This window comes from Hymenobacter plasmatis (assembly GCF_020711255.1).
Lineage (GTDB): Bacteria > Bacteroidota > Bacteroidia > Cytophagales > Hymenobacteraceae > Hymenobacter.
This window is the reverse complement of the sequence record NZ_JAJFAW010000010.1, coordinates 72778-99427: the sequence shown is the minus strand read 5'-3', so window position 1 is coordinate 99427 and position 26650 is coordinate 72778. Positions and strand designations below refer to the sequence as shown.

The window sequence follows — 26650 nt, the reverse complement described above, 5'->3', positions numbered from 1 at the left end:
TGCAAATACTATAACAATTGAAATGTTAAATATTATAATATGAGCCTGCCAAAGGTAGTTTAAGTTTATAGTCTTTTAGTCCTGTAAAGGCATAAGTCGAAGAATATTAAATGCAGGCAAATAAGAAGGCTCCCAATGCTTCTGCTGCAAAGGCAGCAGAAGCATTGGGAGCCTGTGGAGATGCACAGATGGCGCTACAGCCGACATTTAGTTTAGCATCCGGGGAGGTTCTTATCCAGCAAGCGGCGGTGGTAGTTTATTTGGCCGAGGTGATAGGTGAGGTGGGTGGCGAGGTGCATCAGCATATAGCCCACGGAAGTGCGTGCTTCGAACACCAGCACGGGGTACTCAGCGGCGAGCTGCTCGTCGGCCAGCGGCGTAAGCGCGGCCTCCACCACGCGCCGGGTGGCGGCGATGCCAGCGAGCAATTCGGTGCGGGGAATGTCCCGGGCCGAAAACTCCAGGTCGCGGTGCCGGACGTAGCCGCTGTGGCCCAGTTCCGCGCCGATGTATGTGTTGAGGTTGCCGAGCAGGTGCAGGCAAAGGTTGCCGCCCGAGTTGCTGATGCCCGGCTCGGTGCGCCACAGGGCATTTTCGTCTTGATACGCTTCGATTTCCTGGCTCAGCTTGTTCAGGTCGCGGTCGAAGAGGGTTTTGAGGACGGCTACTAGCATGGCGGGCGTGGGTAGGGGGTTGAGCTATTTATTGAAGGCCACCAGCGTGCCTTCCAAGACGATGTTAGCCTGACTGGTGAGCAATACTTTGTCGGCTTGCAGCTCAACCTGCATGTAGCCGGTGCGGCTCGATGATTGAAACGCCTGCATCGTCCGCTTGTGGAGCCGGGTGGCCCAATACTTGGCCAGAAACGTTTGGACCCCACCGGTCACGGGGTCTTCGTTGGTGCCGGCCCAGGGCCAGAAATACCGGTAGTGGTAGTCGTACGGCGCCGGGCTGGCGGCCGTAACCAGCACGCCGTTGATGCCGGTGTAGGATAGCAGCAGCGCATTGAAATCGGGGCGGAGCGCGGCTAGCAGCTGAGTGTCCGCTATTTCCAGAATGATAATCTTATTCTTCGGGCTAAACGCCGTGTTTACTACGCTCGGCAGCCCCAAGGCCTGCAGCATGGCCGCCGGAACCGTGGCCGCTACGGTATCATAAACCGGAAATTCCATGGTTATTTCCTCACCCCGGCAGGTCACCAGCAAGTCCACCTGCTCGTGGGTGAGAAAGTGAATTTCCGTGTGTTGAGTGTGCTTGAACAGCACCTTGGCCGATGCCAGCGTGGCGTGGCCGCACAGGGGGATTTCCTGCTTCGGCGAGAAGTAGCGGATGGCATATAGGCCCTCGGTGCCGGTTTCCCGGACGAAAGCCGTCTCCGAAAGCCCAAATTCCTGGGCTATTTTCAGCATGGCTTCCTCGCTTATTTCCTGCTCAAGCAAGCACACGCCGGCCGGGTTGCCCTTGAAGGGTTCTTTCGTGAAGGAATCCACGATATACGTTTTCATCGGCGGTTTCTGCGGGGAGCTAAGGTGACAGTGCTTTTTGGGAAAGCAAAGCTAGCAGAGGCATTATGTCGCAAAAATGCCTTGTTAGCAGTAAGTAGCTTTCAGGCTGCTCGACCGCCCGCTTTACGCTGGCTACCCGCTGGCCCGCAAGATTATCAACTCCGGCGGCGGGGGCGGCAAGTAGAAACGGGCCGCGGCGTAAGTTTCGGCAGGATTGGAAATGAAGCTGCCTGCTTTTGTTAATAGCGAACGGAGTATATATGATATTTGACCTTAATCAATCGGACAGATAATCAGCATTTAGGCGTTTTCGGTCACCACACTTCTTCTCTTACCAACTAATGCGGTTCTATCCATTGCCTTTCCGGCACATTGCGCTTTCGCTGTGCCTTATGTTTTTCCGCTTTTTATGCCCGGCACAATCGGCCCCCACGTGGGAGTGGGTTACCCCGATAAGAGCCAGTTATGACCTGGATTTAAAAGGGATTGCACTCGATGGGGCTGGTAATTCTTATGTCGCAGGCTGGCTCAATGGCCAGGCGACCTTTGGAGCTACTGTGCTGAACAGCCGGGGATGGAACGACATGGTGGTGGCAAAGTATAATGCCCAAGGCCAGTGCCTGTGGGCCCGTCAGGCGGGGCCAGCAGTGGCCAACCCCGTCTATTTTGGGCCACGCACTTATGTGTATGGCCTCACAGTCGACGTAAGTGGCCACATGTACGTACTCGGTACATCCAAAGAGCGCACGGTATTCGATAACGTCGAGATACCCAGCTCACGCGAAGAAGCGACGTACCTAGCCAAGTATTCCCCGCAGGGAAACATCATGTGGGTAAGGAAGTATGACTTTAGTTGGCCCGGCGACGTCGTAACGGACGATGAAGGCTCATTGTACATTACGCATTGTTCCCCAGTTAATGCCAATGGGTATGTCGACGGGGTGCTGGTGTCGAAGTTAGATGCGCAGGGAAACATAAGCTGGTCCCGCGGAGCCTGGAGCGCCGCTACGACTTCGGTAGGCGGGGCATACGCGCGGGTTGCCATAGGGCCCAACCGGGAGGTATATCTCACTTGTGCATACCGGGGCAATGTAGCTTTAGACGCCCTCCCCGGGCAGGCCCGCACGCCATTGCCAAGCGTGATGAGCGGCGTTTTTTTGGCTCGCTACACGGCTGGCGGAACGCTCGACTGGGTGCGCACAGGGTATGCGCCGGGAGCTGCTTTCACGGGATTTGGGCTGGCTGGCATCGCAGTCACAGGCCTGGCAGTCGACGGGGCCGGCAATGCCATCATCGCAGGATATGCTGATGCGGGAACCGTGGTGTTGGGGAGCTTGTCATTGCCCCCTCGTGGCGGATTCGGCGTGTCCGATGGGTACCTAATCAAATACAATGCTCAGGGGCAACTCATGTGGGGTCATCTGGAAGGTAGCACCGATTTCGATACGATTATCAATGTGGCAACCGATGGCGCAGATAATATTTACGCCCTGGGAGGTTTTAACAAGGGCCAAGCCAGCTACGGCGGCATCGCTCTCACGGGCAACTCTACCTACCAGAATAATGCCTTGGTTAAGTACGACCCTCAGGGTAATGCCGTGTGGGGGCTAACCCAGGATGGGGGCGAACTCGAAATGCACGATGTAGCGGTCAGCCCAACAGGCGATGTGTACGTGGCTGGCGTGTTTTATAATGCTTTTCGGCTAGGTGCTCATGCAGTGCCATATTCATCGCCTGGAGCTTTCAAAAGAGAGAGCGTTGTGGCAAAGTTGAAAAGCAACACACCGCCCATTGTTTCTAACAATGCGATGTTTATCCCAAATATTATTACACCCAACATGGACGGCGCAAACGACCAGTTTAAAACCCCGGGGTTGACGTTAGGGCAATGGAGTTGCACGGTGTATAATCGTTGGGGAACACAAGTGTTTCACGCTCCATATTACCAGCAGGATTGGCAAGCGCAAGGGCTCGCGGACGGCATTTATTATTATTTGCTGGCGAATGGGCGCGGTGAAAAAATAAAGGGCTGGGTCGAAGTAAGAAGGTAGCACAGTTGGCAGGTGTTGGCACTGACGCAACCACACGCCATTACTCAACTAAAAGCTAGTTCATTTCCTCGCTGGCCGCGCCCCCATCACAAACACCACCACGCCGCCTTTCGCCACATCCTGCTGCGCCAGAAATGGCTGCGTCAGCTTTTGCCCGTTGAGGGTGACTTGCTGTACGTAGACGTTTTTGGCGCTTTGGTTTTTGACCTGGATGGTGAATTGCTGGCCGTTTTCGAGGTGCAGCACGGCGCCGTGTACGAGAGGGCTGCCGAGGGCGTACTGGCCCGAGGCCGGGGCGACGGGGTAGAAGCCGAGGGCCGAGAAGAGGTACCAGGCGCTCATCTGGCCGCAGTCGTCGTTGCCGCCGAGGCCGTCGGGGGTGGGGTGGTACTGGCGGGCGAGGATGTTGCGGACCTGGGCCTGGGTTTTCCAGGGCTTGTCCGTGTAGTTGTAGAGGTAGGCGGCGTGGTGGGCGGGCTCGTTGCCGTGCACGTAGCCCCCGATGATGCCCTCGCGGGTGATGTCCTCGGTTTCGGCGAAGAACGAGTCGGGCAGGTGCATGGTGAAGAGCGAATCGAGGTGGGGCACGAAGCGGCGGTTGCCGCCCATTTTCGAGATTAGGCCGGCGGGGTCGTGGGGCACGGCGAGGGTGTAGTTCCAGGCGTTGCCCTCGATGAAGCCCTGGCCGTTGGTGCTCAGCACGTCGAACTTGGGGCGGAAGCTGCCGTCGGCCAGGCGCGGGCGCATGGCGTTGGCACGCGGGTCGAACACGTTTTGCCAGTTGGTGGCGCGCTTGCTGAACTCCTGGTAGAGGTCGGGGTGGCCAAGTTTCTGGGCGAGCTGGGCGATGCACCAGTCGTCGTAGGCAAACTCTAGGGTGGTGGACACGGAGGTGCCGCTGCGCTCGTTGGGCACGTAGCCGCGGGCCATGTAGTCGCCGAGGCCGTCGTACCAGCCGTGGCGGGCGGTGGCCACGCAGGCAGCCAGGGCGCGCTCGGCCAGGGCGGGCGGCACGGCGCCGTTGAGCACGGCATCGGCCACTACCGACACGCTGTGGTAGCCGCTCATGCACCAGTTTTCGTTGGCGTGGTGGCTCCAGACGGGCAGCATGTGCTCGGCGCTCTGGTCGTAGTGGGCCAGCATACTCTGCACCATATCGGCGTTGCGCCGGGGCTGGATAAGGTTGAAAAGCGGGTGCAGGGCCCGGAAGGTATCCCAGAGCGAGAAGGTGGTGTAGTTGACGAAACCCTCGGCGCGGTGGGTTTGCTGGTCGAGGCCGCGGTACTGGCCGTCGGCGTCCTGGTACACAGTTGGGCTAAGATAGGCGTGGTAGAGGGCCGTGTAGAAGTTCTCGTTATCGGCCCGGTTGGGCGTTTGGATGGTGATTTTGCTCAGCTCCTGCTGCCAGAACTGCTGGCCGGCGCGGCGGGTCTGGTCGAAATTCCAGCCGGGTAGCTCGGCGCGCATGTTGGCCAGGGCCCCGGCCGTGCTCACGGGCGAGAGGGCAAACTTGACCTTGATTTTCTCGCCGGCCACGGTGCTGAAATCGAAGTACAGGCGCAGCTGGCGGCCGGCCTGCTCGGGCCAGTTTTTGGTCTGGTCAAAGCGGCCCCAGAAGCCCCGATAGATTTCCTTGGGGTCGTACTTGCGGGCGCCGTAGGATTTGAAGGGCTTCGAGAACTGCATGGCGAAGTACTCGGTGCGGGTGCGGCCCCAGCCGGTGGTTTGGCGGTAGCCGGTCACGAGTGAGTCGTTCTCGATGCGCACGTAGCTCCACACGTTTTTGTCGGGGTAGTTGTAGATGCCGGCCATCATATCCAGGATGATGTGGGCCGGCTCGGTGCCCGGAAACGTGTACTGATGGAAGCCCACGCGGGTGGTGGCCGTGAGCTCGGCGAGGATGTTGTGGTCGTCGAGCTTCACTTTGTAATAGGCGGGCTCGGCCACTTCATTCTTATGCGAGAAGGCGGAGCGGTAGCCGCTCCGGGGCCGGTCAGCGGTGCCGGGGTTGAGCTGGAGCGGGCCGGTGGTGGGCATGAGCAGGAAGTCGCCCAAATCGGAGTGCCCCGTGCCGCTGAAGTGCGTGTGGCTGAAGCCGACGATGGTGCGGTCGTCGTAGTTGTAGCCCGCGCAGTACTTGTAGATGTCGGGGTTGTACTTGCCATTCAGCTCGTAGCTCAGCGTATCGGTATCGGGCGAGAGCTGCACCATGCCGAAGGGGACCGTAGCGCCGGGGTAGGTGTGGCCCATCTTCTGCGTGCCCACCATGGGGTGCGCGTATTGGACCAGGTTTTCGGGTTGAGCGGGGCGCTTTTGGGCGGAGGCAGAAACTGCGACGATGAGCAGCAGAGGCAAGAGTTTCTTCATGCAGCGGGGCGAATTGACTGGCAATATCCAGTAAATTGAGCCATGAATAACTGCCTGCACTGCGGCGCTGAAACCGCGAATGCAAAATACTGTTCCCGTTCGCACGCGGCCATTCATACCAACCAGCAGGCTCCCAAGCGGCAGTTGACTCGCAAATGCCAGGAATGCGACACGCTCATTCCGGCAAACCGGCAGTGTTGCGCGGTACATGGCAAGCGTAAGGCCGACTATCGGCTGCTAACCGTAGCGCAGTTTAAAACCAAGGACGCCATTAAGCACCCCAGCTACTACCGTGGCTACCTCAACAGCATTACGCGACTGCTGAATGCGCATCGGCCGCGCATTTGCCAGGCCTGCGGCTACGACAAGCACGTGGAGTATTGCCACAGGCGGCCAATTAGCTCTTTCCCTGATTCTGTAACGGTTCAGATGGTCTCCGGGCCGGAAAATATCCTGGTGCTTTGCCCTAATTGCCATTGGGAATACGACCATGGCGTATTAGCAGCAACCCCCACATTATTCAGCTGCTGAGGGCTGAATAATGTGGGGGTTGAAAAGTGGACCTGACAGGAATCCAACCTGTACTCTAGCCCTTAGGAGAGGCTTGCTTTATGCAGTTAAGCTACAGGTCCAGGTAATGAATGCGCTTCTCTACAAAGATAGCGCCCGTCTGCACATATGCGTCTGAGACGAGGCAGGTTTGGATTGAGGAGTAGCAAAACCACTCTGTTTTCTACGGTTCCAAAAAATATTAGATGCCCTTGTAACGATTGACTCAAAGGCCGGTACCCCCTTCAATCTGCTCGCAGGTGCGGCCATTGGCTAGCCGAAGTAGAGACGACTACATCTTCTCTTTTCTGCAAAGCTTCCGATGAGACAATTCTACCTGTTGGCGTTTTGCCTGTTCGCTCTTATTGCCAAAGCCCAATCCCAAGTCGGGGCACGCCTCACGGGCCAAGTTATGGATGAGCAGCAGCGCCCTGTAGAATTTGCGCCCGTAGTACTGGTGAGCAGTCCCGATTCAACCGTTATCGTGCAGGGGGCGGTCACCGACGCCCAGGGCCGGTTTGCCCTTGACGGCGTGAAGCCGGGCCAATACCGGGTTAAGGCAGTGGCGTTGGGCTACCGGTCCGTCAGCAGCCCCGTGCTGACGGTGGGCACCGAACCGTTGGCCGTAGGCGTACTCACAGCGGCCACCGAAAGCAAGCTTCTAAACGAAGTGGTTGTGCAGGGCGAGAAGCCTGTAGTAGAGCGCAGCCTGGGCAAAGTCACCCTAAACGTGACCAACTCTTTCTTCAAAACTGCCCCCACAGCCTTGGATGTGCTGCGCCGCGCGCCCGGCGTGCGCGTCGACCCGCAGGGCGCTATTCTGCTGCAGGGCAACGTGGCCCCGGTGGTGTACCTGGAGGGCCGGCAGCTGCCGCTCTCGGCCGATGAGCTCCAGAACCTGGCCACCGAAGACATTGCCCAAATCGAGATACAGGCCAATGCCTCGGCGCGCTACGACGGCGAAACCCGGGCAGTTATCAACATCAAGCTCCGGCACGATACGGCCCGGGGCCTGCAGGGCAGCGCCTACGTCGGCGGCACCCTCAACCGGCGCTACGGGGGCTACGAAACCGGCACCAGCGCCACTTTCAAAACCCGGAAATGGGTGCTCTACGGGCAGTTGGGCTACTTCGAGCGCAACCAGTATTTAATCGGGAGCGGGCAGCGCATTATTCGGGAAGCGGCCAGCGAGCGCACCTTCGACAACGCCCTCTTTCAGCGATTTCAGCGCAAGCCCTTGTCGTATCAGTTTGCTACCGACTACGCGCTTAGCCCTACGCAAACCGTGGGTTTGCTGGTGCGCGGGCTGGCCAGCCGCAACTTCAATACCACCGAGGCCACGACCACCCTGGCCACCACCGACGCCGCGGCCCGGCTGGTAGAATCCTACCAGCTGCCGGGCAGCACGCTGGCGGCGGTGCGCCCCGGCAACGTCGCGGTCGACCTGAGCTACCGGGGCAGGCCCGGGACGCGCGGCGCCGAGCTAACCGCCTATGCCGACTACGCGGCCTATACCAACGAAGAAGCCCAGGACGTGCGCACCGCCTTTGCCACGCCCGCCCAAAACCCCTTGCGCTTCCCGGGTTTGCTGTTGGGGCAGTTCTCTTCGTCCACCCGCATCCGGTCGCTGCGGGCGGACTACAGCCACCCCGTCGGCGAAGCCAAGCTGAGCGTAGGGGGCAAAGTGGCGCACACGGCCACCGACAATGCTTTGCTATATGATACCCTGGCCGGCCCCGGCGCCCGGGTGCGCGACATCGGGCGCAGCAACGAGTTTCGGTACGACGAGCAAATCGCGGCCGGCTACGGCGGAATCAGTGCCTCGCGGGGCAAAAATACCGTGGATGCCGCCCTGCGCCTGGAATACACGCACTCCGTGGGCAATTCGCTCACGCTGGGCAGCCAAACGGTGCGCGCCTACTACCGCTGGCTGCCCAGCCTGCAGCTGCAGCACAAGTTCGACGAGCAGCACAGCTTGGCGTTCACGTACGGGCGCAAGCTGCAGCGCCCGTCCTTTTCCTCGCTCAATCCCTTTCGGCTGTACCTGAGCCCGTACCAATACAACGAGGGCAACCCGTTTTTGCTGCCGGCCACTATCAACGCCACCGAACTGCGCCTCACCCTGCGCGACTTGGCCCTGACGGCCGCCTACGAACGCAGCCAGGACGTGCCCGCCCAGCTGCCCGTGCAGGACGCTGGCACCGGCGTGATTCGCTACACCTGGGCCAACCAGGACCTGACCGAAAACCTCTCACTGGAAGCCTCCGCACCCGTGAAGGTCACCGCGTGGTGGAAAATGCAGAACACAGCCTCGGTCTACCACTTCCGCGTCGCCTCGGCGTTTGCGGGCAGCCGCTTCGACAACCAGGCCTGGAGCCTGCAACTGAGCGGGCAGCAGGTATTCAGCTTGCCCCACAAAATCACCCTGGAGTGCACCTACAGCTACAGCGCCCCCGGGGCCACCCAGATTTACCGCATCCGCAGCTCGGGCACTGTGGGCCTGAGCCTGCAAAAGCCCGTGCTGCACGGCAAGGCCACCGTGCTGCTCACCGCCTCCGACCTGTTCAATACCTACCGCGAGTCGTTTTATGGCCGCTACAACGGCATCGATGTGACGACCCTGCAGCTCCGCGACACGCAGCGCTTGGCGGCGCGCTTCACCTACCGCTTCGGCCAATCCACCTTCAGCCGCAAGGCCAGCCCTACGGGCAGCGCCGACGAAGAAGGCCGCGCCCGCTAATGCGAACGCGGCCTTCTTTTGCCAGGAGCCAAGTTGAGCTAAAACGCCCGGACCGGGCGGCTACGACTTGTACAGCAGCGCGATGGCAAACGACAGGGCCGTGAGAATCAGCCCCACCATGAAGATGGTGTAGCTGGTGCGCAGCAGGCCGTACTTGCGGGCCAGCACCTCGCCCAGGTAGTACACGTCGGTTATCATGTTGGTGTAGATGGCGTCTTTGTGGCGCATCAGCTCGCGCATGCCGCCCTGGAAGTTGTCGAGGCTGAGCTTGGTGAAGTTGCCGAAAAACAGCAGGTTCACGCGGCGGTTGGTGGCAATCTGCGGGCTTTTCTTGAGCCACTTAAATGCCGTAACATCGGGCTGGGCCGAGAGGATGGCCGTGGTGACCGAGCCCAGGGCCGTGGCCAGCAGAATGCTAATGGGAATGCCGAGTACGGGGTTGCCACTCATCATCGGGCCCAGGGCGCCGGCCTTGCCCATCTTGGCGCCGAGGTAGGTGATGATGACCGAGATGAGCACGGCATTGAGCTGAATCATCATGCTGGCCTTTTTGTCGGCCATGTCGCTCAGCTTCATGTGGTTGCTGTACATGGTGCGGAACATGGTTTCAATGCCGCGCTTGGGCTCGGCAAAGGTTTCGTTCTGCTCCTTGGCTTTCTTCTTGTTCTTTTTCTCGGTTTTCTTGAGCTGGTCGCGCTGCTCGTCGAGGTTCTTTTTGAAGGACTTGCGGTACCGCTCCTTGCCGGCGTCGGAATGGTACTTGTGCTCCAGCATGAAATTGAGCTGCAGCTCGGCCCACTCGGGGTTCGAGTAGCTTTTGCCCAGCACCAGCTCCCACTCGGTGCGCAGCAGCTCGGCGGCGCTGCGGAAGTCTTCGCGCGCCAGGTTGCTCATGTCGGCGTCCACGAGCAGCTTTTGCAGCTCGGTTTCGCAGGTGGTGTCGCGGTGTGTGCTCTTGATGAGCTCCTTGATGAGCTGCACGCGGCCGGCGTCCACGCCGTGCTCGGCGAGCCAGGCGCCGGCGCGCTCCATGCTCCGGAACTCGTGGCCGTCGTACACGTCGAGGTAGCCAGTGTCGTGAAACCAGGCGGCCAGCAGCAGGGCTTCCGTATCGTCGGCGCTGAGCCCGGCCGCGGCGGCCAGGATGCGGCACTCCTTCACCACGGCCTCGGTGTGCCGCAGCGAGTGGTAGGTGAGCTTGGCGGGCAGCTCCCGGGCAAAAAGTTCGGTCACGAACTCCTGGGCTTCTTTCACCAGCGGCGAGGCTTTGGCTTTGGCCGGCTTGTCGGAGGCTTCGGCAGCTGGGGTGGCGGGGGCGTCTTTTTCGACGGATTCTATCGGGGCCACCGCCGCGGCCGCGGGGGTAGATTCGACAGTATCAGGGGCAAGTTCTTTCATGTCAGGCGAAGCTACGGCCCGTTCATCCGGCGGGCTTGCCGGCTTTGAACGCGAAGCGTTGGGCGGAAGTTAAAAAAACGCGACCTAACCGCACCGCCGCGCTTTGCGTAACGGGCCTTAACCTGCCGCGCTGGCGGCGGTTGTACGTTTGCTATCGTGCCCGGAGAAGGGGTGCAATTGCCCCGCCCATTTCTTGATTTATGCCTCTACTTTTTCGCTTTCGACCCGCGCTGCTAACGCTTTGCGCGGTTTTGGCGTTCCCATTCAGCAGCCTGGCCCAGGGCGAGTCCAGCGAGAACCCCGTCAATTCCCGCCCCAACTACCGCCGCGGCGGCCTTGACTGGAAAAGCAAGGTGCCGCCCGACAGCGCCCACATTCGGTACACGGTGTTTTTGATTGGCGACGTGGGCAAGCCCGCTTCCAAGGGCAACGGGGGCGAGCCCTCGTTGAATTTTCTGCGCAAGAAAATTATGGAGGCCGGGGCCAAGAGCACCACAATTTTCCTCGGCGACAACGTGTACGAGTTCGGCATGCCCGAGGAAGGCGCCTACGACCGCAAAGTGTCGGAGGAGCGCCTGCGCGACCAGATAGACGTGCTGCGCAACTACAAGGGCGAGAAATACATGATTCCCGGCAACCACGACTGGAAGCAGGGCCTCAAGGGTGGTTTGGAGCAGGTGCTGCGCGAGCAGCGCTTTGCCGAAAACTACATGGCCAGCGACTCGGCGGCCTTTGCCTACACCGGCGATTTTATTACGCCGGCCAACGGCTGCCCGGGCCCTTATGAAATCCGCCTGCAGGACGACCTGGTGCTCATCACCATCAACTCGCAGTGGTTTCTCACCAACCGCAACGAGCGCCCTTACGGCGCCGATGGAGGCTGCGGCGTGGAAGACGAAACTGACTTCATGGCCCAACTGGAGGACATCATTGCCCGCAACAAGGACAAGAACATTATGGTAGTGGGCCACCACCCGCTGTTCAGCGACGGGGTGCACGGCGGCTATTTCACGCTCGGTGACCACATTTTCCCCATCAGCATCGTGTACAAGTACGCGTTTCTGCCCTTGCCCATTATCGGCTCCATCTACCCGTTTGCCCGCAAGTACGGCGGGGTGAGCCAGGACGTGGCCTACCCGGCCTACCAGGCCTACAAAAAGGGTTTGATGGATATTTTTGACAAGTACCCCAACATCATTTATGCAGCGGGGCACGAGCACAACCTGCAGTACTTTAAGGAGGGCACCACGCACTGCATCGTGAGCGGCTCGGGCTGCAAAACCCAGCACGTGAAGCCCGGCGACGGCGGCAGCGCCCTGTTTTCGGACAAGGAAAAGGGCTGGGCCCGCGTCAACTACTACGACGACGGCCAGGTCTGGACCGAGTACTTCGTCCCCGAGGGCAAGGGCGACAAGGCCCGGCTGGTGTTTCGCACCCCGCTCTACGCCAAGACCACCCTCGACGTAGCCACCACCGAGGCGGCCCCCGTGACGCCCGTGGAAAAGCAGCGCCGCAAGGAAAAAGGCAGCGTGACCGTGCCGGCCCTGCCCACGACCCGGCCTAACTTCCGCGACAGCAGCGTGGTGGTGGCCGTGAACCCGCGCTACAACAAGCACGGCAAGCTGCACAACTGGCTGCTGGGCGAGCACTATCGCAAGGAGTGGGCCACGCCCGTGAAGTTTCCGCTGCTGGACCTGGCCCACGACAAGGGCGGCCTGGTGCCCTACAAAACCGGCGGCGGCAAGCAAACGGCCTCGCTGAAGGTGCGCAACGAAGAAGGCCACAACTTCACGCTCCGCGGCATCGACAAAGACCCCGCCGCCGTGCTGCCCGAGGCCCTGCGCACGGGCTTTGCCAAAGACATTCTGCAGGACCAGATTTCGGCCCAGCACCCGTATGCCTCGTTTGTGCTGCCCCCGCTGGGCACCGCCGCGGGCATCCTGCACACCAACCCCGTGCCGGTGTACATTCCGCAAGACCCCTTGCTGGGCCAGTACTACAGCGCGTTCTCGAACCAGCCCGCGGCGCTGGAAGAGGATGCCAAGGACGACCAAAGCAACGTGGCCAGCCTGGGCAACGCCAAAAACCTGGTGGGCACCGACAAGATGCTCGAGCGCCTGCTCGAAGACAACGACAACAAGATTGACCAAGTGGCCTTCGCCCGCTCGCGCCTGTTTGATATGTGGATAGGCGACTGGGACCGGCACGAAGACCAGTGGCGCTGGGCCGAAGTGAAAGACAAGGACGGCAACCGCACCTTCACGGCCGTGCCCGAAGACCGCGACATTGCCTTCTTCAAGGGCGACGGGGTGCTGCCGTTTTTGGTCAGCCGCAAGTTTGCCATCCGCAACTTCCAGAACTTCGGCTACGACTACGCCGACTACAAGGGCCTGAACCAGACCGCCCTCAGCAACGACCGCACCTTTCTGAGCGGCGTGACGCGCGAGCAGTGGGTGGCCCAGGCGCAGTACATGAAGGAGCACCTCACCGATGAGGTCATCGAAAAGGCATTCCGCGAAAAGTGGCCCCAGGAAATCTACGCCCTGCACGGCGCCGAAATCGTGGCCAAGCTCAAGAGCCGGCGCGACCTGCTGCCCGACCTGGCCAGCAAGTACGCCAACGTGGTGGCCAAGATTGTGGAGGTGCGCGGCACCGAGAAGAACGAGAAGTTTGTGGTTGACCGCCTGCCCAACGGCGACACCCACCTCACGGTGCGCAAAATTACCAAAGAAGGCAAGGTGACCAAGGTGCTCTACGACCGGGTACTCGAGCACGGCGTCACCGACGAGGTGCGCCTCTACGGCATTCGCGGCAAGGACGTGTACGAGGTGAAGGGCGACGTGAAAAAGGCCATCAAGCTGCGCCTGATTGGCGGCACCGACCGCGACACCATCACCGACGTGAGCCGCGTGGCCGGCTTCCAGCACTACACCCAGGTGTACGACGCCGACACCGGCAACGTCATCAACGTGGGCAAGGAAGCCCGCCTGCGCCTGGAGCCCGGCGTGGACGTGAGCCGCTACGACCACCCCAAGCGCTTCGACCTGAAGGACTACCGGCTCAACTACACCGGCCCGAACCTGTTTTTTGGGTATAACATCGACGACGGCATCTTGCTGGGCGGCGGCATCACGCACCGCCGGTACGGCTTCCGCCGCGAGCCGTTCTCGTCCGAGCAAAGCATCGCGGCCAACTTTGCCCCCGCCCGCGATGCCTTCAACCTGAAGTACACCGGGCAGTTTACGCGCCTCATTGGCAAGTACGACCTGCACATTGCCTCGCAGTACTACGGCCCGCAGCTGCTCTACAACTTCTTCGGCATCGGCAACAACACCGCCAACCTGGCCACCGAAGACGCCAACCGCGGCGTGGTGACGGCCCGCACCGTGAACTCGGCCTACCGCGTGCGCTTCACCAAGTTCAACGTGGCGCCCACGCTCGAGCGCAACCTGTTCAGCTTCCTGAAGCTGGGCGTGGGCCCGCAGTACGAGCAGTTCCGGGTAGAGCAGGACCCCATCGGTACCATCATCAAGGACAGCCTCACCGCCAAAGACGGGGGCGTGACGTACGAAAACCGCCGCTTCGGCATTCGCGCCTCGGACTTCCAGACCAACCAGTACCTCGGCGGCCTGCTCTACCTCAACCTCGACGCCAGCTCTTCGCCCAAGAACCCGCGCATCGGCATCCGCTGGTACAACGAAGCGCAGTACAACTTCCAGCTCAACGGCGAGCAGCTGCAGTTTGGGCGCCTCACCTCCGAAATCCGGGCCTACCTCACGCCCAACCTGCCGTTTCAGATTACCTACGCCGGCCGCCTCGGCGCCACGCGCAACATCGGCGACTACCGCTTCTACCAGGCCAATACCTTGGGCGGCACCACCAACCTGCGCGGCTACCGGCGCACGCGCTACGCCGGCCGCAGCAGCCTCTACGCCAACTTCGAGGCCCGCCTGCAGCTCTTGTCGTTCAATGCCTACCTGTTTCCCGGCAAGCTCGGCGTCCTGGGCCTGGCCGACTTCGGACGGGTGTATTCGGACTACGACAAGACCAATGGCATCTCGGCCTTTCACTCCGGCTTTGGCGGCGGCGTCTACGTCGATGTCCTCAAGCAAGCCGTCATCAATGCCACCTATTCGGTAGGGGAGGAGAAGCTGGTGTTTGTCGGGTTCGACTTCCTGTTTTAAGCGAAGGGCAGCTCCTATTTGCTGCCAACCCCCTGGAACGTCCTGCGGGCATTGCCGACCACCGGTCCGGCAATGCCCGCAGGACGTTCTGCTTTTGCTCACCCACCGCAACTAGTTTAGCAGCAGCGATTGGTGTAATATTTTGGCTTTTTACCAGTTGGTGAAAGTTGGGCTAAAGTGCGCTCATTTATTCCATTCGGCCGGGTACCGCCCGGTAGTGAAAAATTATATGATTTAGGTGCAAATGCATTCGAGGCAAATTGAGCCAATGATTTGATTATTAGGACATGGGTAGGTACAACTTGGTGAATATTTATTTAGATTGTCATGCGCTTACTGGCGTTTTCAACCTCCTTCCCCAACCTTATTCCACACTACTACATGAACAAACTGTACCTCTCCGCGCTGGCCCTGTTGGGCAGCGCTGCTCCTTTGCTAGCGCAAAACCGCCTCAACCCCGAGGCCACCATCGAGGCCATCACCCCCAACAGCCGCGCCTGCGCTACCATGGAGGTGCTCGAAGCCCAACTGGCCGCCAACCCAGGCCTGGCCCGGAGTATGGAAGCCATTGAGGCTCATACCAGGCAGTACCTGGCCCAGCCCAAGATGATGCAACGCAGCACCGCCGCTACGGTGGTGACCATACCGGTGGTAGTGCACGTGGTGTACAACACGACTGCTCAGAACATATCCAATGCCCTGATTACGGCGCAGATTAAGACCCTGAACGATGATTACGCCAAGCTGAACTCGGATACCAAACTAGTACCCGGTGCCTTTACCGGTGTTGCGGCGGCTACCAACGTGCGGTTTGTGCTGGCCACGGTAGACCCGGCCGGCAATCCCACCAGCGGCATCGTTCGCCGCTCGACCAAAACCCATGCTTTCAGCTCCAACGATGCCGTGAAGTACACGAGCAGGGGCGGTGACGACGCCTGGCCCAGTGACAAATACCTGAACCTGTGGTTCTGCAACCTGGGCCAGAGTCTGCTCGGCTACGCCCAGTTTCCGGGCGGCCCGGCTGCTACCGATGGCGTCGTTTGTTTGTATTCGTCGGTAACCGGCGGCACGGCCAACAACTACAACAAAGGCCGTACGGCCACGCACGAGGTGGGCCACTGGCTCAACCTGCGCCACATCTGGGGCGATGCCACCTGTGGCGACGACCTGGTGGCCGACACCCCCACCCAGCAAACCAGCAACGGTGGCTGCCCGGCCTTTCCCCACATTACCTGCTCCAACCAAGGCGATATGAGCATGAACTACATGGACTACACCTATGACCAGTGCATGTACATGTTCACCGCGGGCCAGTCGGCTCGCATGGATGCTTTGTTCACGGCCGGTGGGGCGCGTTTTTCCCTCACCACTTCGCCAGCCGCTTTGCGTCAGGCTCCTGCTACTGCTACGAGCGTATCGGTTTACCCCAACCCCGCGTTGGAGTCGCTGACGCTGTCGATGCCCGCTGGTGCCGATGCGGCTCAATATGCCGTGCGGGTGTACGACATGCGTGGCCACGAAATGACCGCCGCCCGCTACGACGGCCACGGCCAGGTGGAGCTGAGCAACCTGCCCAAGGGCTTGTACTACGTGACCATCGCCAACGGTACCGAAACCACCCGCCAGCGCTTCGAGAAGCAATAGCCTCCCGCGGCGCCCGCCCAAACAAGAACGCCTTGCCCTTCCGGCAGGGCGTTCTTGTTTTTAGTATTGGGTAAAGTTGTTAGGTCTGAATATGCGCCATTATGCTGCCTGCGCTCGTCACCAAGAGCCATTAGCATCCCGGGTCAGCGGCTTAATCATATAACCTTTTCACAATACCGGGGGTAAGCAAAACGCCGTTAGCTTCGCCCTATGAAAACCCTGTACCTCCTTCGCCACGCCAAATCCAGCTGGAGCTTCAATGAACTCAGCGACCAGGAACGCCCCCTCAACGACCGCGGCCGCGACGACGCCCCCGCCATGGGCAAGGCCCTGGCCAAGCGCCACATTCGCCCCGACCTGGTGGTGAGCTCGCCGGCGGTGCGTGCCATGAGCACGGCCGTGCTGGTGGCCCGTGAGATGGAGTACCCGCACGATAAAATCGTGGTTGAGCCCGGGATTTACGGGGCGGATGTGGATGGCTTGCTCGACGTTATCCACAACCTGCCCGATACGGCTGGGTCGGTGCTGCTGGTGGGCCACAACCCCACCATCACCGAAACCGCCAACGCCTTGTCGCCCTCCTCGCTAAACGAGATGCCGACCGCCGCCGTGGTGTGCCTGCGCTTCGACTGCGACCATTGGGCCGACGTGAGCAAGGCCAACGCCGAATTCTACTTTTACGACTACCCCCGGAATGTTAAGTAATGGTTAAAAGCCAGGCAGTAAAAAGCTCGGCCGTGGCCATGCGGCCGGGGATGCCGTAGAAGGGGCCGCGCCCGGTGGGCATTTCACCGCCGGGCGTTTACCAGCTTATTCTTTGACTGCTTTGAAAACCCTCTCCCGCGACTTGAGCTGGCTTCGCTTCAATGCCCGCGTGCTTCAGGAAGCGCAGAGCCCCGCCGTGCCGCTGCTGGAGCGGCTCAAGTTCCTGGCCATTTTCAGCAGCAACCTCGACGAGTTTTTTAAGGTGCGGGTGGCCACCCTGCGGCGGCTCACCAACCTGAAGAAGAAAACGCGCGCCAAGCTCGGCGACAGCCCCAAGCGCCAGCTGCGCGAGGTGCTGGCCGAGGTGTCGCGGCAGCAGGAGGAGTTCGGGGCCACGTTTCGGGAGCAGCTGCTGCCGGAGCTAAACCGCCACCACATTCACTTGCTGAACGAGGCCGACCTCACCGACCAGCAGCGCGCCTGGACGGCCCGCTACTTTGAGGAAAAGGTGCGCGACCTGCTCTCGCCGGTGGTGCTGGACGACACCCTGCACCATCTTTTTCTTAAGGACCAGGCCGTGTACCTCACGTTCTTTCTCAGCCACCCCCGCGAGCCCCAGGCCGGCGCCCACGCCGAGCGGGTGCTGGTGATGGAGCTGCCCACCAAGCGCCATGGCGGCCGCTTTGTGCGCCTGCCCGACGAAGGCGAGGAGCGCTACGTGCTGTTTCTGGACGACGTGATTCGCGTGGGTGCCCCCGCGCTGTTTCCGGCCTACGAGCGGGTGGAAGTCAACGCCATTAAGCTCTCGCGCGATGCCGAGCTGGACATTGAGGAAGAAGTATCGGGCGACCTGATGGAGAAAATCCGCAGCAGCCTGGCCAAGCGTGCCACCGGCTTCCCCGCCCGCCTGCTCTACGACCCCCGGATGCCCAAAGAAACCCTGCGGGCCATCAAGCAGAAAACCGGCATCACCGACGATGCCCTGGTAGAAGGCAGCCGCTACCACAACTTCCGCGACTTCTTTGGCTTTCCGAACTTCGACGAGCCCAGTTTCCACTACCCGGCCCGGCCGGCGCTGCCGCACCCCACGCTGCCGCGCACGGGCAGCCTGCTGGCCGCCATCGGCGCGCGCGACCACCTGCTGCACCCGCCCTACCAGTCGTTCGACTACGTGACGCGCCTGCTGCGCGAAGCCGCCGCCGACCCGCGCGTGTCGGCCATCAGCATCACGCTCTACCGCGTGGCCAGCAAAAGCGCCGTGGTAAAAGCCCTGATGAAAGCCGCCCGGCGCGGCAAGCAGGTGACGGTGGTAGTGGAGCTGAAAGCCCGCTTCGACGAAGAGTCCAACCTGTTCTGGGCCGATAAGCTGAAGCGAGCAGGCGCGCACGTCATCTTCACGCCGCCCGAGTTGAAGGTGCACAGCAAGCTACTGCTGATTGCCCGCCGCGAAGCCGACGAAACCACCCGCCAGTACGCCTATTTCAGCACCGGCAACTTCAACGAAAGCACTAGCCAGCTCTACACCGACCACGGCCTGTTTACGGCCCACGAAGGGCTGACCCGCGAAGCCGCCGCCGTATTCGGCTACCTGCGCGACCAGCAGGCCGTGCCGCAGCTCGAGCTGCTGCTCGTGGCGCCGTTTGGCCTGCGCACCGGCCTCAATGCCCTGATTGACTACGAAATCAAGCAAGCCAAAAAAGGCAAGGAGGCGTACATTATTCTCAAAATGAATGCCCTGGAAGACCGCGGCATGATAGCCAAGCTCTACCACGCCAGCGAAGCCGGCGTGCGGATTGAGCTAATCGTGCGGGGCATTGGCTGCCTAGTGCCGGGCCAGTCGGGCTACAGCGAAAACATCAGCCAGCGCGGCCTCGTGGACCAATTCCTGGAGCACAGCCGGGTATACGTTTTCGCCCACGGCGGCGAAGAAAAGGTCTTCGTTTCCTCTGCCGACTGGATGACCCGCAACCTCGACCGGCGCGTGGAAGTGGCCTTCCCCATTCTCGACCCGGGCCTTCGGGCCGAGGTGCGCTACCTGCTCGATTTGCAACGCCAGGACAATGTCAAGGCCCGGGATTTTGAAAACTGTTTCGTGCTACCCGAGGAAGGAAAGAAGCCGTTGCAAGCGCAGACGGCTACGTACGCATGGCTGAAAGGAATGAAGCGACGCGCCTGGGTGGCTGCCCAGCCCCCGGCAGTAGCCAAGCGTGGCCCCGCTCCGAAGAAGAAGGAAGCCTAACAGCGCCTGTCATTGCGAGGAGGCAAGACGAAGCAATCCGTCCTGGTCTCAGCGACCAGCCCAATAATGTGACAAGCCCCGGCACTGCGCAGTGCCGGGGCTTGTCGCTTAAGAAAGTGTCTGGTGTTGACAGGACGGATTGCTTCGCTGCGCTCGCAATGACAGAACCGCTTCAGGCGCTTCCTCTTGCCTACGCCACCGCCCCGCCGCAGCTCGACCCGCTGCCGGCCGTGCAGCCGTAGCAGTGCTGGTTCAGCACAATGCTCCGCTTGGCCAATGCTACCGCATCGAAGTCGCGGATGTGCTTGCCGGGGCTGGCCACGTACAAATCCAGCATCTGGTTGAAGTCGCAGTCGTATAGGCCGCCATCCCAGCCCACCGAGATGGTGTTGCGGCACATCACGCCAGCGGCGGCCGCGGGGTTGAAGGCATTCACCAGCTTCTCCATGTAGCCGGCGTAGTTTTTCGACTCAATCAGGTAGTCGAGGTAGCGGCTCACCGGGATGTTGGTGATGGCAAACAGCTCGTTGAACACGATGCCGAAGTCCTTGGCCAGGGCGCGCTTAAACTGGTCCTGCAGGGCCTTTTGCGAGCCGGGCAGGAAGGCGCCGCTGGGGTTATACACCAGGTTGAGCACCAGGCCGGTGCCTTCCTGGCCGTAGCCCACGGCGTTGAGCATTTTCAGGGCCTTGATGGAATCGGCAAAGACGCCGTCGCCGCGCTGCCGGTCGGTTTTGTCGGCGCTGTAGAAGGGCAGGGAGCTGACCACTTCCACGCCGTGCAGCTTGAAGAAGTCGGGCAGGTCGTAGTACTTCTTGTTGGCCACGATGATGGTGAGGTTGCAGCGCACCAGCACCTTGCGGCCCAGCTTGCTGATTTCCTCCACAAACCAGCGAAAGTCGGGGTTCATCTCGGGAGCGCCCCCGGTCAAGTCCACGGTCTGGATGTCGCTTTGGGCCAGCGCGTCCAGGCACTGCTGCATGGTCTCGCGGGTCATGATTTCCTTGCGGTCGGGACCGGCGTCCACGTGGCAGTGCTTGCACACCTGGTTGCACATTTTGCCCACGTTGATTTGCAGAATGGCCGGCGCAAACGACTGCAGCGGGAACAGGTCTGCCCCGCGCATCTTTTCGTGGAACAGCGGCAGGTGCAGCGTTTCGGCTACTTCGGTGCGCAGCACCGTGAGCTGAAACGCTGAGTCAGCCAGTTGGTGGCCCGTGGCCTTGAGGGATTTCATCGATTGCAAGGGAGTAAACAACGACCGGGGCCGCAGCCCAGGGCTATTACATAGACAAGTCTTTGGCTTTGTTCATCATCTGCACGCTGTGCACCAGCGTGGCCCCGCCCCGAATGGCGGCGGCTACGTGCACGGCTTCCATCATTTCGGGCTCGGTGCAGCCCTTTTCCAGGGTGTCCGAGGTGTAGGCGTCGATGCAGTAGGGGCACTGCACGGCGTGCGCTACGGCCAGGGCAATGAGCGACTTCTCGCGGGCCGTGAGGGCGCCTTCGGCGAATACGGAGCCGTAGTAGGAGAAAAACTTCTCGGCAAATTCCGGCTGGAATTCGGAGATGTTGCCGAATTTCTTGAGGTCTCCGGGGTTGTAGTAAGTATCCATTGGGTGGGTTGTTGAGAACGTACGAAAAAGAGTGAGGGTCTGGGTTTACGGCCGCGGTTATTCGTAGAAATGCCGCAGGCGCCGAATTGTTGTGAGCACCACCCAATCGCCCAGGCGGGGCAGGTACGTATGAATCAACACAATCAGGCGGCCTAGTGCCGAAATTACGGTGCGTTGGCGCCGCCGCCGAATGTGATTCAGGATAATGCCGGCCACCTGCACCTGCGATTTTTGCCAGCGCGGCGGGCGGTGCGCAATGGGCACGGGCAGTCCGGCTGCGTCCAGCACACGCTTGTCTTGGTCGTTCTGGGTGAAGCCGATGTGCACCACGCCGAAGTGAATGCCGGTGTGGTCGAGCTCGAGCCGGAGCGTGTGCGCCAGGTTGGCCACGGCCGCTTTGCCGGCGCAGTACGCCGACCCGCTGGGCATGCCGTTCAGCGCCGAGATGGAGGAGATAAACGTGACGCTGCCCCGCGTTTTGGTCAGGTACGGGAGCGCGGCCTTGAGCGGGTACACGGTGCCGTACACGTTGCTGTCGAGCACTTGCCGGAATACCTCGGGCTGCATGTCGGCAAAGTAGGCCCGCATCGAAATGCTGGCGTTGGTGATGAGGATATTGAGCTGGCCAAACTCCTGGATGGCAGTATCGACCAGGCGCTCACAGTCGGCATAGTCCGTCACGTCGGCTTGGCAGCTGGCCACCGCCAGCCCGGCCTGTGCAAAGGCCAGCCGGGTCTGCTCCAGGCGCTCGGCGTTGCGGCCGTTGAGCACCACGGCGGCTCCGTTTTCGCAGAGTGCGCGGGCCGTTTCGCGGCCAATGCCCGATTCGGAACCGGTGACGATGGCCACCTGGCCCGCAAACGGCCCCGTGCGTACCACTTTGGGTGGCCGCGACAACGTGGGGCTGGCCGTGCGCAGGGTGCCCGCCAGGGGGTTCGTATCAAACATAATGGTTGGTTTTAAACCAGTCGAAGGCTTCCTGAACGGCTTGCTCTAAAGCGGTTTGGGGCATGCTAAGTTCGACAATAGCTTTCTGGGCGCTGAAATAGTGGCCATCGTTGGCCACTGCCACCATAGCCGAATTGAGCTGAGCCGGCTGCCCGCTCCAGCGGGCTTTCAAGTCGCAAGCCGCCCCGTAAGCTCTGGCGACGGCCGCCGGGATGGGCCACCGGGGTGGCGGCACGCCCATGATGCGGGCCATCAACCGGAAGGCTTCCCGGTAGCTGAAGTTCTGGTTGCCCAAGATGTAGGATTCCCCAATCCGGCCTTGGCTCAGGGCGTTGACGGTGGCCACGGCCACGTCCCGCACGTGCACGTAGTTTTTGCCGCCGGGCGGGTAGCCCAATAGTCGGCCCCGGTGCAGCTCCAGCAGCAGGGCATTGGAGGTGGGTTTTGCATCGCCAGGACCCAGCATGAAGGTGGGGTGCACCAGCACGGCGGGCAGGTTCCATTCGGCTACGGCGCGTTGCACGCGGACGGTGGCGGCGCGCTTGCTGTCCATGTAGTCTAGGCCGTAGCGGGCGCCGGAGAATGGCCGGGTTTCGTCGCCGGGCTGTGAGAGGGTGCCAAAACCAAAGACGTTGGCTGTGCCCACGTACACAAATCGTTCAACTTTAGCTTCTTGAGCTAACCGCAGCACGGTTTCGGTGCCCGTGTCGTTCGTGGCCCACACGGCTGGGTTGCGGGCCGGGTTCACCTGGGCCAGGGCGGCGGCGTGGATAATGGCCATGCAGCCATCGGCCGCGCCCGCCACCGTGTTGGGCTGGCTGATGTCGCCCTCGCGGCACTCGATGCCTAGGCTATGCAGCGGCGGCAGGGCCGAAGAGGTCGTGCGGTTTTGGGGCCGTACCAGGGCCCGCACGTTGTAGTTGCGCCGCAGTAGTTCGGCTACGATGTGGCGCCCCAGGAAGCCGTTGGCGCCGGTAACGAGAACGGTGGGCGGCATCAGCGGTAGTTGAGCATGGCTTTGTAGGTGCGCGCGATGCGGGTTGGCGGCACCTTCAGGAAAAACAGCGAAAACGCCGTCAGGTTGGCTATTTGCACGCGCAGCCAGCTGTTGGTTTCGTACTTGCGGGCCGACACGCGTACGTCTTGGGGGATGATAAAAAAGGAGGCCACCTTGCGGATGCGGAGGATGATTTCAAAATCCTCCATGATGACAAACCGCTCGTTGAACCCGCCCAGCCGCTGAAACAGGTCCTGCGTGACGAACAAGGTCTGGTCGCCGCCGCGGCTCATGATGCCCGGAAAGCGGGTGCCGTAGCTGTTGATGCGCAGCAACGGGTGCTTGGAGTCGAACCGAAACCGGTAGCAGCCCGCCTCGTGCCCCGCGGCCACGGCTGCCTCAATGGTGGCCACGTAGTCGGGGTGAATGCCCACGTCGGCGTGCACGAAGTAGAGGATGTCGCCGGTGGCGTGCTGGGCCCCGAAGTTCATCTGGGCCGCGCGGCCGGGCTTGGGGGCCAGCAGCACGGTGGCCCCGGCCTGGCGGGCGGCTTCGGCGGTGCCGTCGGGGCTGTGCGCGTCCACCACCAGTATTTCGACCTGGTGGGCTGGGGCATGCCGGCGCAGGTCGGCTACGAGTTGGGCTATGTTAGCGGCTTCATTGTAGGTGGGAATGATAACGCTAAGAGCCATAACGGTTGAGTTGGTAGGAGGCGCAAATTCCTCACATTTTGCCATACTTACGAGCTTCACTGGCTAAAAGACTTCGCTAGTAGGCGTTGTAGGCGTAGAACCGCTGAAAGGGGAGGCATAGCAGCTACCGCAAGGCCGGCAACGCAGCGGTAAAGAGCATCGGAAAAGAGGTGTTTAGGAAGCTTACGCAATGGCAGGCCCGGGCAGTTTGGAGCAGCAGAAATCTTTATTGGGCCGGCGGCACGTATATGGGCCTGATGACCAATTCCATGAAAATAACCTGCTTACCGGCCGTAGCCCTGCTGGCCCTCGGCCTGACGGCGCTCACCGCCTTCCGCACGCCGGCTGTCGCTTCGCATTTGCCTGAGCACAAGGCGCTGGCCGGCAATGCCGCTACCGCAGTAGACCACAGCGCCTACGACCGGCTGCTGAAAAAGTATGTGAACGAGAAGGGCCTGGTCAACTACAAGGGCCTGAAGGCCGACCAGAAGGAATTCAACCAGTACCTCGACCTGCTGAGCAAGAATCCGCCGGCGGCCAGCTGGAGCAAGCACGAGCAGATGGCTTACTGGATTAACGCCTACAATGCCTACACCATGCGCCTGGTGCTGGACCACTACCCGGTGCAGAGCATCAAGGACATTGGCTCAAAAATCAAGATTCCCTTTGTGACCACGCCCTGGGCAGCCAAGTTTTTCAGCATCGGCGGCACTAAGATGAGCCTGGATAATATTGAGCACGGCACGCTGCGCAAGAAATACAACGACCCCCGCATTCACTTCGCGCTGGTGTGCGCGTCCATTTCCTGCCCCCGGCTGCGCAACGAGGCCTACACCGCCGACAAGCTCGAGCGCCAGCTCGACGACCAGGGCCACGACTTCCTGAACAACCCGGCCAAAAACAAAATCAGCAAAGACGCCGCCCAACTTTCCAAGTACTTCGACTGGTACAAGGGCGACTGGAGCAATAACAGCCAGTCGGTGGTGAGCTGGGTGAACAAGTATTCCACCGCCAAAATCAGCAACGGCACCAAGGTCACGTACCTGGACTACAACTGGAGCCTGAATGAGCAGTAAGGCCGCCGGACCGGAAGCCAAACGCCAAATTGAGCTGGACGGAAGCCCCGTGCTGCGCTATACTCGGCCGGCTGTCCTGCGGCGCCTGCTAGCTTTTGGCGGCCTGTGTTTGTTGCCCTCGGTCGGGCAGGCCCAGGCGCTGAAATCGGCGCCGCTGGTGGAAACCCGCCGGTACGCCATTGAAGTAGCCGGGCTCCGGGTGGGCACCATGACGGCCACCCGCCGGCCCCAGGCGGGTACCGACGTGCTGTACACCCTGGTGAGCGACGTGAAGGTCAACTTCCTGCTCTACCATCTGAAAATCTATTACCAGGTGAGCAACCGCTTCCGCAACGGGCAGCTCCTGCTCTCGACGGTGGAGGCTCACACTAATCAGGGGGATTTTTCCTCCCGCACCGAGTGGAAGGGCGACCATTACGACATCGTGGCCGACCAATACAAGCACCACTACCGCGCCACCGAAACCCAGCCGATTACCTACGCTGTGACCAACCTCTTCTTCGGTGAGCCCGGTGGGAACCGCAAAGCCTTTGCGGAATACTTTGGCGACTATTTCAGTCTGAGCAGCCCCGCTGCCCACACGTGCCGGGCGCAGCGCGACGGCCGCGAAGACGAGTACCAGTACGCCAATGGCCAGCTGGTCACCATCATCAAAAAGAACCCACTCAAAAACTTTATTATCCGCCTACTGCCCTGAACGCAGTCAGAAATTGAGCTAACCTGATACTTGCTGCTAGATAGCTACTTACGAGGGCGCTGCGCTTTTTGCAGCAGCTTGCGGGGCGGCACAATAAACAAGTCCAGGCTGACGTAGGGCGCGCTGCCAAGCTGGCTATCGATGATTTGGTCGCGGCCGTTGTTGCTGTGGTCGTAGGAGTTGAGCTGGTAATTGTAACGGTAGCCCGCCTCCGCCCCCGCCCAGAGGAAAGACAGCAGCTCGTGCTCGTAGCGCAGGCGGAATTTCAAGTCAATCTTGCGCAGTTCCAGCGACGTGACCGCGGGGTTGTTGGGCGAGGCGAAGGCGTTGCGCAGCTTCAGGTTGTAGTTGGCGCTGGCCACTTCGTAGCCGGCAAACAGCAGCGACTGCGGCGAGAGGTTGCGGCGCACCAGCACCCGGGCCGGGGCCAGTGCCTCAATGCCCCAGTGCGAGTTGAACGTGCGGTTGTACACCACCACGGGGTAGATGCTCTGCCGGCCTAGCGTGTAGCCCAACTGCACGCCAACGCCCCAGGCAAACGTGGGGCTGCGCTTCCAGCCGTAGATAAACTCGGTGGTGACCTTCAGGTAGTCGCTGATGCTGAGCTCGTCGGAATTGTAGTCGCCGTTGAGCTCGCCCTTGGTCCGGAACAGGTACCAGTGCACCGCATCGACGGGCCGAATCACGGCCAGCTGGGTGCCAATGGTGGTGAGGCCCTTGTTCTGGATGTTGCCATAAAGCCCGTACAGGTCGCTGGCCGCCGGCTCGCTGAATTGAAACTCTTGCCGGTCGTAGTTGAGGCCCAGCACCAGTTTTAGGTGGGGGTGGTTGAGCAGTGGGGCGTAGGCCTTCACCACCAGGTTGGCGTTTTTGGTCACGTCCGTGCGGTAGTCGGGTGCGCCGTTTACGCCGGTGCTGCGCAGGCTAAAGCTGCCCGGTATCCGCTCGTACTTCACGATAAGGCCCTTGCTGGGGCCCATGCCCACCACTTGGGAATTGGCAAACGCTTGGGAATCGGGGGTGCCGCCCATCCCCGTGGTATCGAGCGGAGCGGGGGGCGGATACACGGGCGCGTCCTGCGCCACGGCAGTCCGGGTCAGGCCCAGCAATAACGCACACACCGCAAAACGAAGTAAGGAGAAATCACGCATCAGGCAAGAGGGCCGCACCTGTTAGTCCGACTAATGCCCTTACGCAAATCTTCATCTAATGGCTACGCAACGGCTGCTGCGGCAACAATAG

The 26650-nt window shown here is 61.0% G+C and carries 19 protein-coding genes and 1 tRNA gene; 9 read left to right on the top strand and 11 right to left on the bottom strand.

The genetic code is table 11. The features are described 5' to 3' along the window. Nucleotides 1-212: 212 nt before the first annotated feature. Both LJ738_RS09365 and LJ738_RS09360 read right to left on the bottom strand, forming a co-directional pair. Nucleotides 213-674: a DinB family protein gene (locus LJ738_RS09365; RefSeq protein WP_227786068.1), complete on the bottom strand. Its 462-nt coding sequence runs from the start codon at nucleotides 672-674 to the stop codon at nucleotides 213-215. Between the two features lie 24 nt (nucleotides 675-698). Then, nucleotides 699-1505, bottom strand: coding sequence for a PhzF family phenazine biosynthesis protein (locus tag LJ738_RS09360; RefSeq protein WP_227786067.1), 807 nt, complete (start codon nucleotides 1503-1505; stop codon nucleotides 699-701). 392 nt (nucleotides 1506-1897) lie between these two features. Here LJ738_RS09360 and LJ738_RS09355 point away from each other — a divergent pair, with 392 nt between their 5' ends. Continuing rightward, on the top strand, nucleotides 1898-3556 hold the full coding sequence (locus LJ738_RS09355) for a T9SS type B sorting domain-containing protein (protein WP_227786066.1): 1659 nt from the start codon (nucleotides 1898-1900) through the stop codon (nucleotides 3554-3556). Between the two features lie 60 nt (nucleotides 3557-3616). On the opposite strand, the gene LJ738_RS09350 is transcribed toward LJ738_RS09355, so the two are convergent. Then, nucleotides 3617-5923, bottom strand: coding sequence for a GH92 family glycosyl hydrolase (locus tag LJ738_RS09350; RefSeq protein ID WP_227786065.1), 2307 nt, complete (start codon nucleotides 5921-5923; stop codon nucleotides 3617-3619). Nucleotides 5924-5965: 42 nt separating this feature from the next. Here LJ738_RS09350 and LJ738_RS09345 point away from each other — a divergent pair, with 42 nt between their 5' ends. Continuing rightward, entirely contained in the window at nucleotides 5966-6454 is a 489-nt protein-coding gene (locus tag LJ738_RS09345; protein WP_227786064.1) for an HNH endonuclease, read from the top strand. A gap of 27 nt (nucleotides 6455-6481) precedes the next feature. Here LJ738_RS09345 and LJ738_RS09340 read toward each other — a convergent pair. Then, a tRNA-Arg gene (locus LJ738_RS09340) sits at nucleotides 6482-6555 on the bottom strand. A 239-nt stretch (nucleotides 6556-6794) separates the two neighbouring features. Here LJ738_RS09340 and LJ738_RS09335 point away from each other — a divergent pair. Further along, nucleotides 6795-9212 (top strand): outer membrane beta-barrel protein, encoded by a 2418-nt coding sequence (locus LJ738_RS09335; RefSeq protein ID WP_227786063.1) that lies wholly within the window; start codon nucleotides 6795-6797, stop codon nucleotides 9210-9212. 60 nt (nucleotides 9213-9272) lie between these two features. Here LJ738_RS09335 and LJ738_RS09330 read toward each other — a convergent pair whose 3' ends face one another. Then, entirely contained in the window at nucleotides 9273-10610 is a 1338-nt protein-coding gene (locus LJ738_RS09330; protein WP_227786062.1) for a Pycsar system effector family protein, read from the bottom strand. A gap of 200 nt (nucleotides 10611-10810) precedes the next feature. Here LJ738_RS09330 and LJ738_RS09325 point away from each other — a divergent pair, with 200 nt between their 5' ends. The 4 genes from LJ738_RS09325 to ppk1 all read left to right on the top strand — a co-directional run bounded on the left by LJ738_RS09325 (nucleotide 10811) and on the right by ppk1 (nucleotide 19382). Further along, nucleotides 10811-14794, top strand: a complete 3984-nt coding sequence (locus LJ738_RS09325; RefSeq protein ID WP_227786061.1) for a metallophosphoesterase — start codon at nucleotides 10811-10813, stop codon at nucleotides 14792-14794. Nucleotides 14795-15175: 381 nt separating this feature from the next. Then, the gene (locus LJ738_RS09320) at nucleotides 15176-16438 is read left to right on the top strand and encodes a M43 family zinc metalloprotease (protein WP_227786060.1); all 1263 of its coding nucleotides are present in this window, start codon (nucleotides 15176-15178) and stop codon (nucleotides 16436-16438) included. A 210-nt stretch (nucleotides 16439-16648) separates the two neighbouring features. Beyond that, complete coding sequence (locus LJ738_RS09315; RefSeq protein WP_227786059.1) at nucleotides 16649-17143, top strand: SixA phosphatase family protein; 495 nt, start codon at nucleotides 16649-16651, stop codon at nucleotides 17141-17143. A 121-nt stretch (nucleotides 17144-17264) separates the two neighbouring features. Further along, nucleotides 17265-19382 (top strand): polyphosphate kinase 1, encoded by a 2118-nt coding sequence (gene ppk1, locus LJ738_RS09310; RefSeq protein WP_227786058.1) that lies wholly within the window; start codon nucleotides 17265-17267, stop codon nucleotides 19380-19382. A 190-nt stretch (nucleotides 19383-19572) separates the two neighbouring features. Here ppk1 and arsS read toward each other — a convergent pair whose 3' ends face one another. From arsS to LJ738_RS09285, 5 genes are read right to left on the bottom strand one after another with little or no spacing between them, the layout of a single operon-like run. After that, entirely contained in the window at nucleotides 19573-20619 is a 1047-nt protein-coding gene (gene arsS / locus LJ738_RS09305; RefSeq protein ID WP_227786057.1) for an arsenosugar biosynthesis radical SAM (seleno)protein ArsS, read from the bottom strand. 46 nt (nucleotides 20620-20665) lie between these two features. Then, a complete protein-coding gene (locus tag LJ738_RS09300; protein WP_068189631.1) occupies nucleotides 20666-20998 on the bottom strand; it encodes an arsenosugar biosynthesis-associated peroxidase-like protein in 333 nt (110 codons plus the stop codon). A 57-nt stretch (nucleotides 20999-21055) separates the two neighbouring features. Beyond that, nucleotides 21056-21946 (bottom strand): SDR family oxidoreductase, encoded by an 891-nt coding sequence (locus LJ738_RS09295; protein ID WP_227786056.1) that lies wholly within the window; start codon nucleotides 21944-21946, stop codon nucleotides 21056-21058. Then, on the bottom strand, nucleotides 21939-22943 hold the full coding sequence (locus LJ738_RS09290) for an NAD-dependent epimerase/dehydratase family protein (protein WP_227786055.1): 1005 nt from the start codon (nucleotides 22941-22943) through the stop codon (nucleotides 21939-21941). The genes LJ738_RS09295 and LJ738_RS09290 overlap by 8 nt, the downstream gene beginning before the upstream one ends. Then, a complete protein-coding gene (locus LJ738_RS09285) occupies nucleotides 22943-23635 on the bottom strand; it encodes a TIGR04283 family arsenosugar biosynthesis glycosyltransferase (protein ID WP_227786054.1) in 693 nt (230 codons plus the stop codon). Before LJ738_RS09285 ends, LJ738_RS09290 begins: the two co-directional genes overlap by 1 nt. A gap of 269 nt (nucleotides 23636-23904) precedes the next feature. Between LJ738_RS09285 and LJ738_RS09280 the strand changes: the two genes are divergently transcribed. Together LJ738_RS09280 and LJ738_RS09275 are read left to right on the top strand one after the other, a co-directional pair. Further along, on the top strand, nucleotides 23905-24711 hold the full coding sequence (locus LJ738_RS09280) for a DUF547 domain-containing protein (RefSeq protein ID WP_227786053.1): 807 nt from the start codon (nucleotides 23905-23907) through the stop codon (nucleotides 24709-24711). Then, nucleotides 24701-25408, top strand: a complete 708-nt coding sequence (locus tag LJ738_RS09275) for a DUF6134 family protein (RefSeq protein WP_227786052.1) — start codon at nucleotides 24701-24703, stop codon at nucleotides 25406-25408. Before LJ738_RS09280 ends, LJ738_RS09275 begins: the two co-directional genes overlap by 11 nt. A gap of 44 nt (nucleotides 25409-25452) precedes the next feature. On the opposite strand, the gene LJ738_RS09270 is transcribed toward LJ738_RS09275, so the two are convergent. Next, entirely contained in the window at nucleotides 25453-26559 is a 1107-nt protein-coding gene (locus LJ738_RS09270; protein ID WP_227786051.1) for a hypothetical protein, read from the bottom strand. Between the last annotated feature and the right edge of the window lie 91 nt (nucleotides 26560-26650).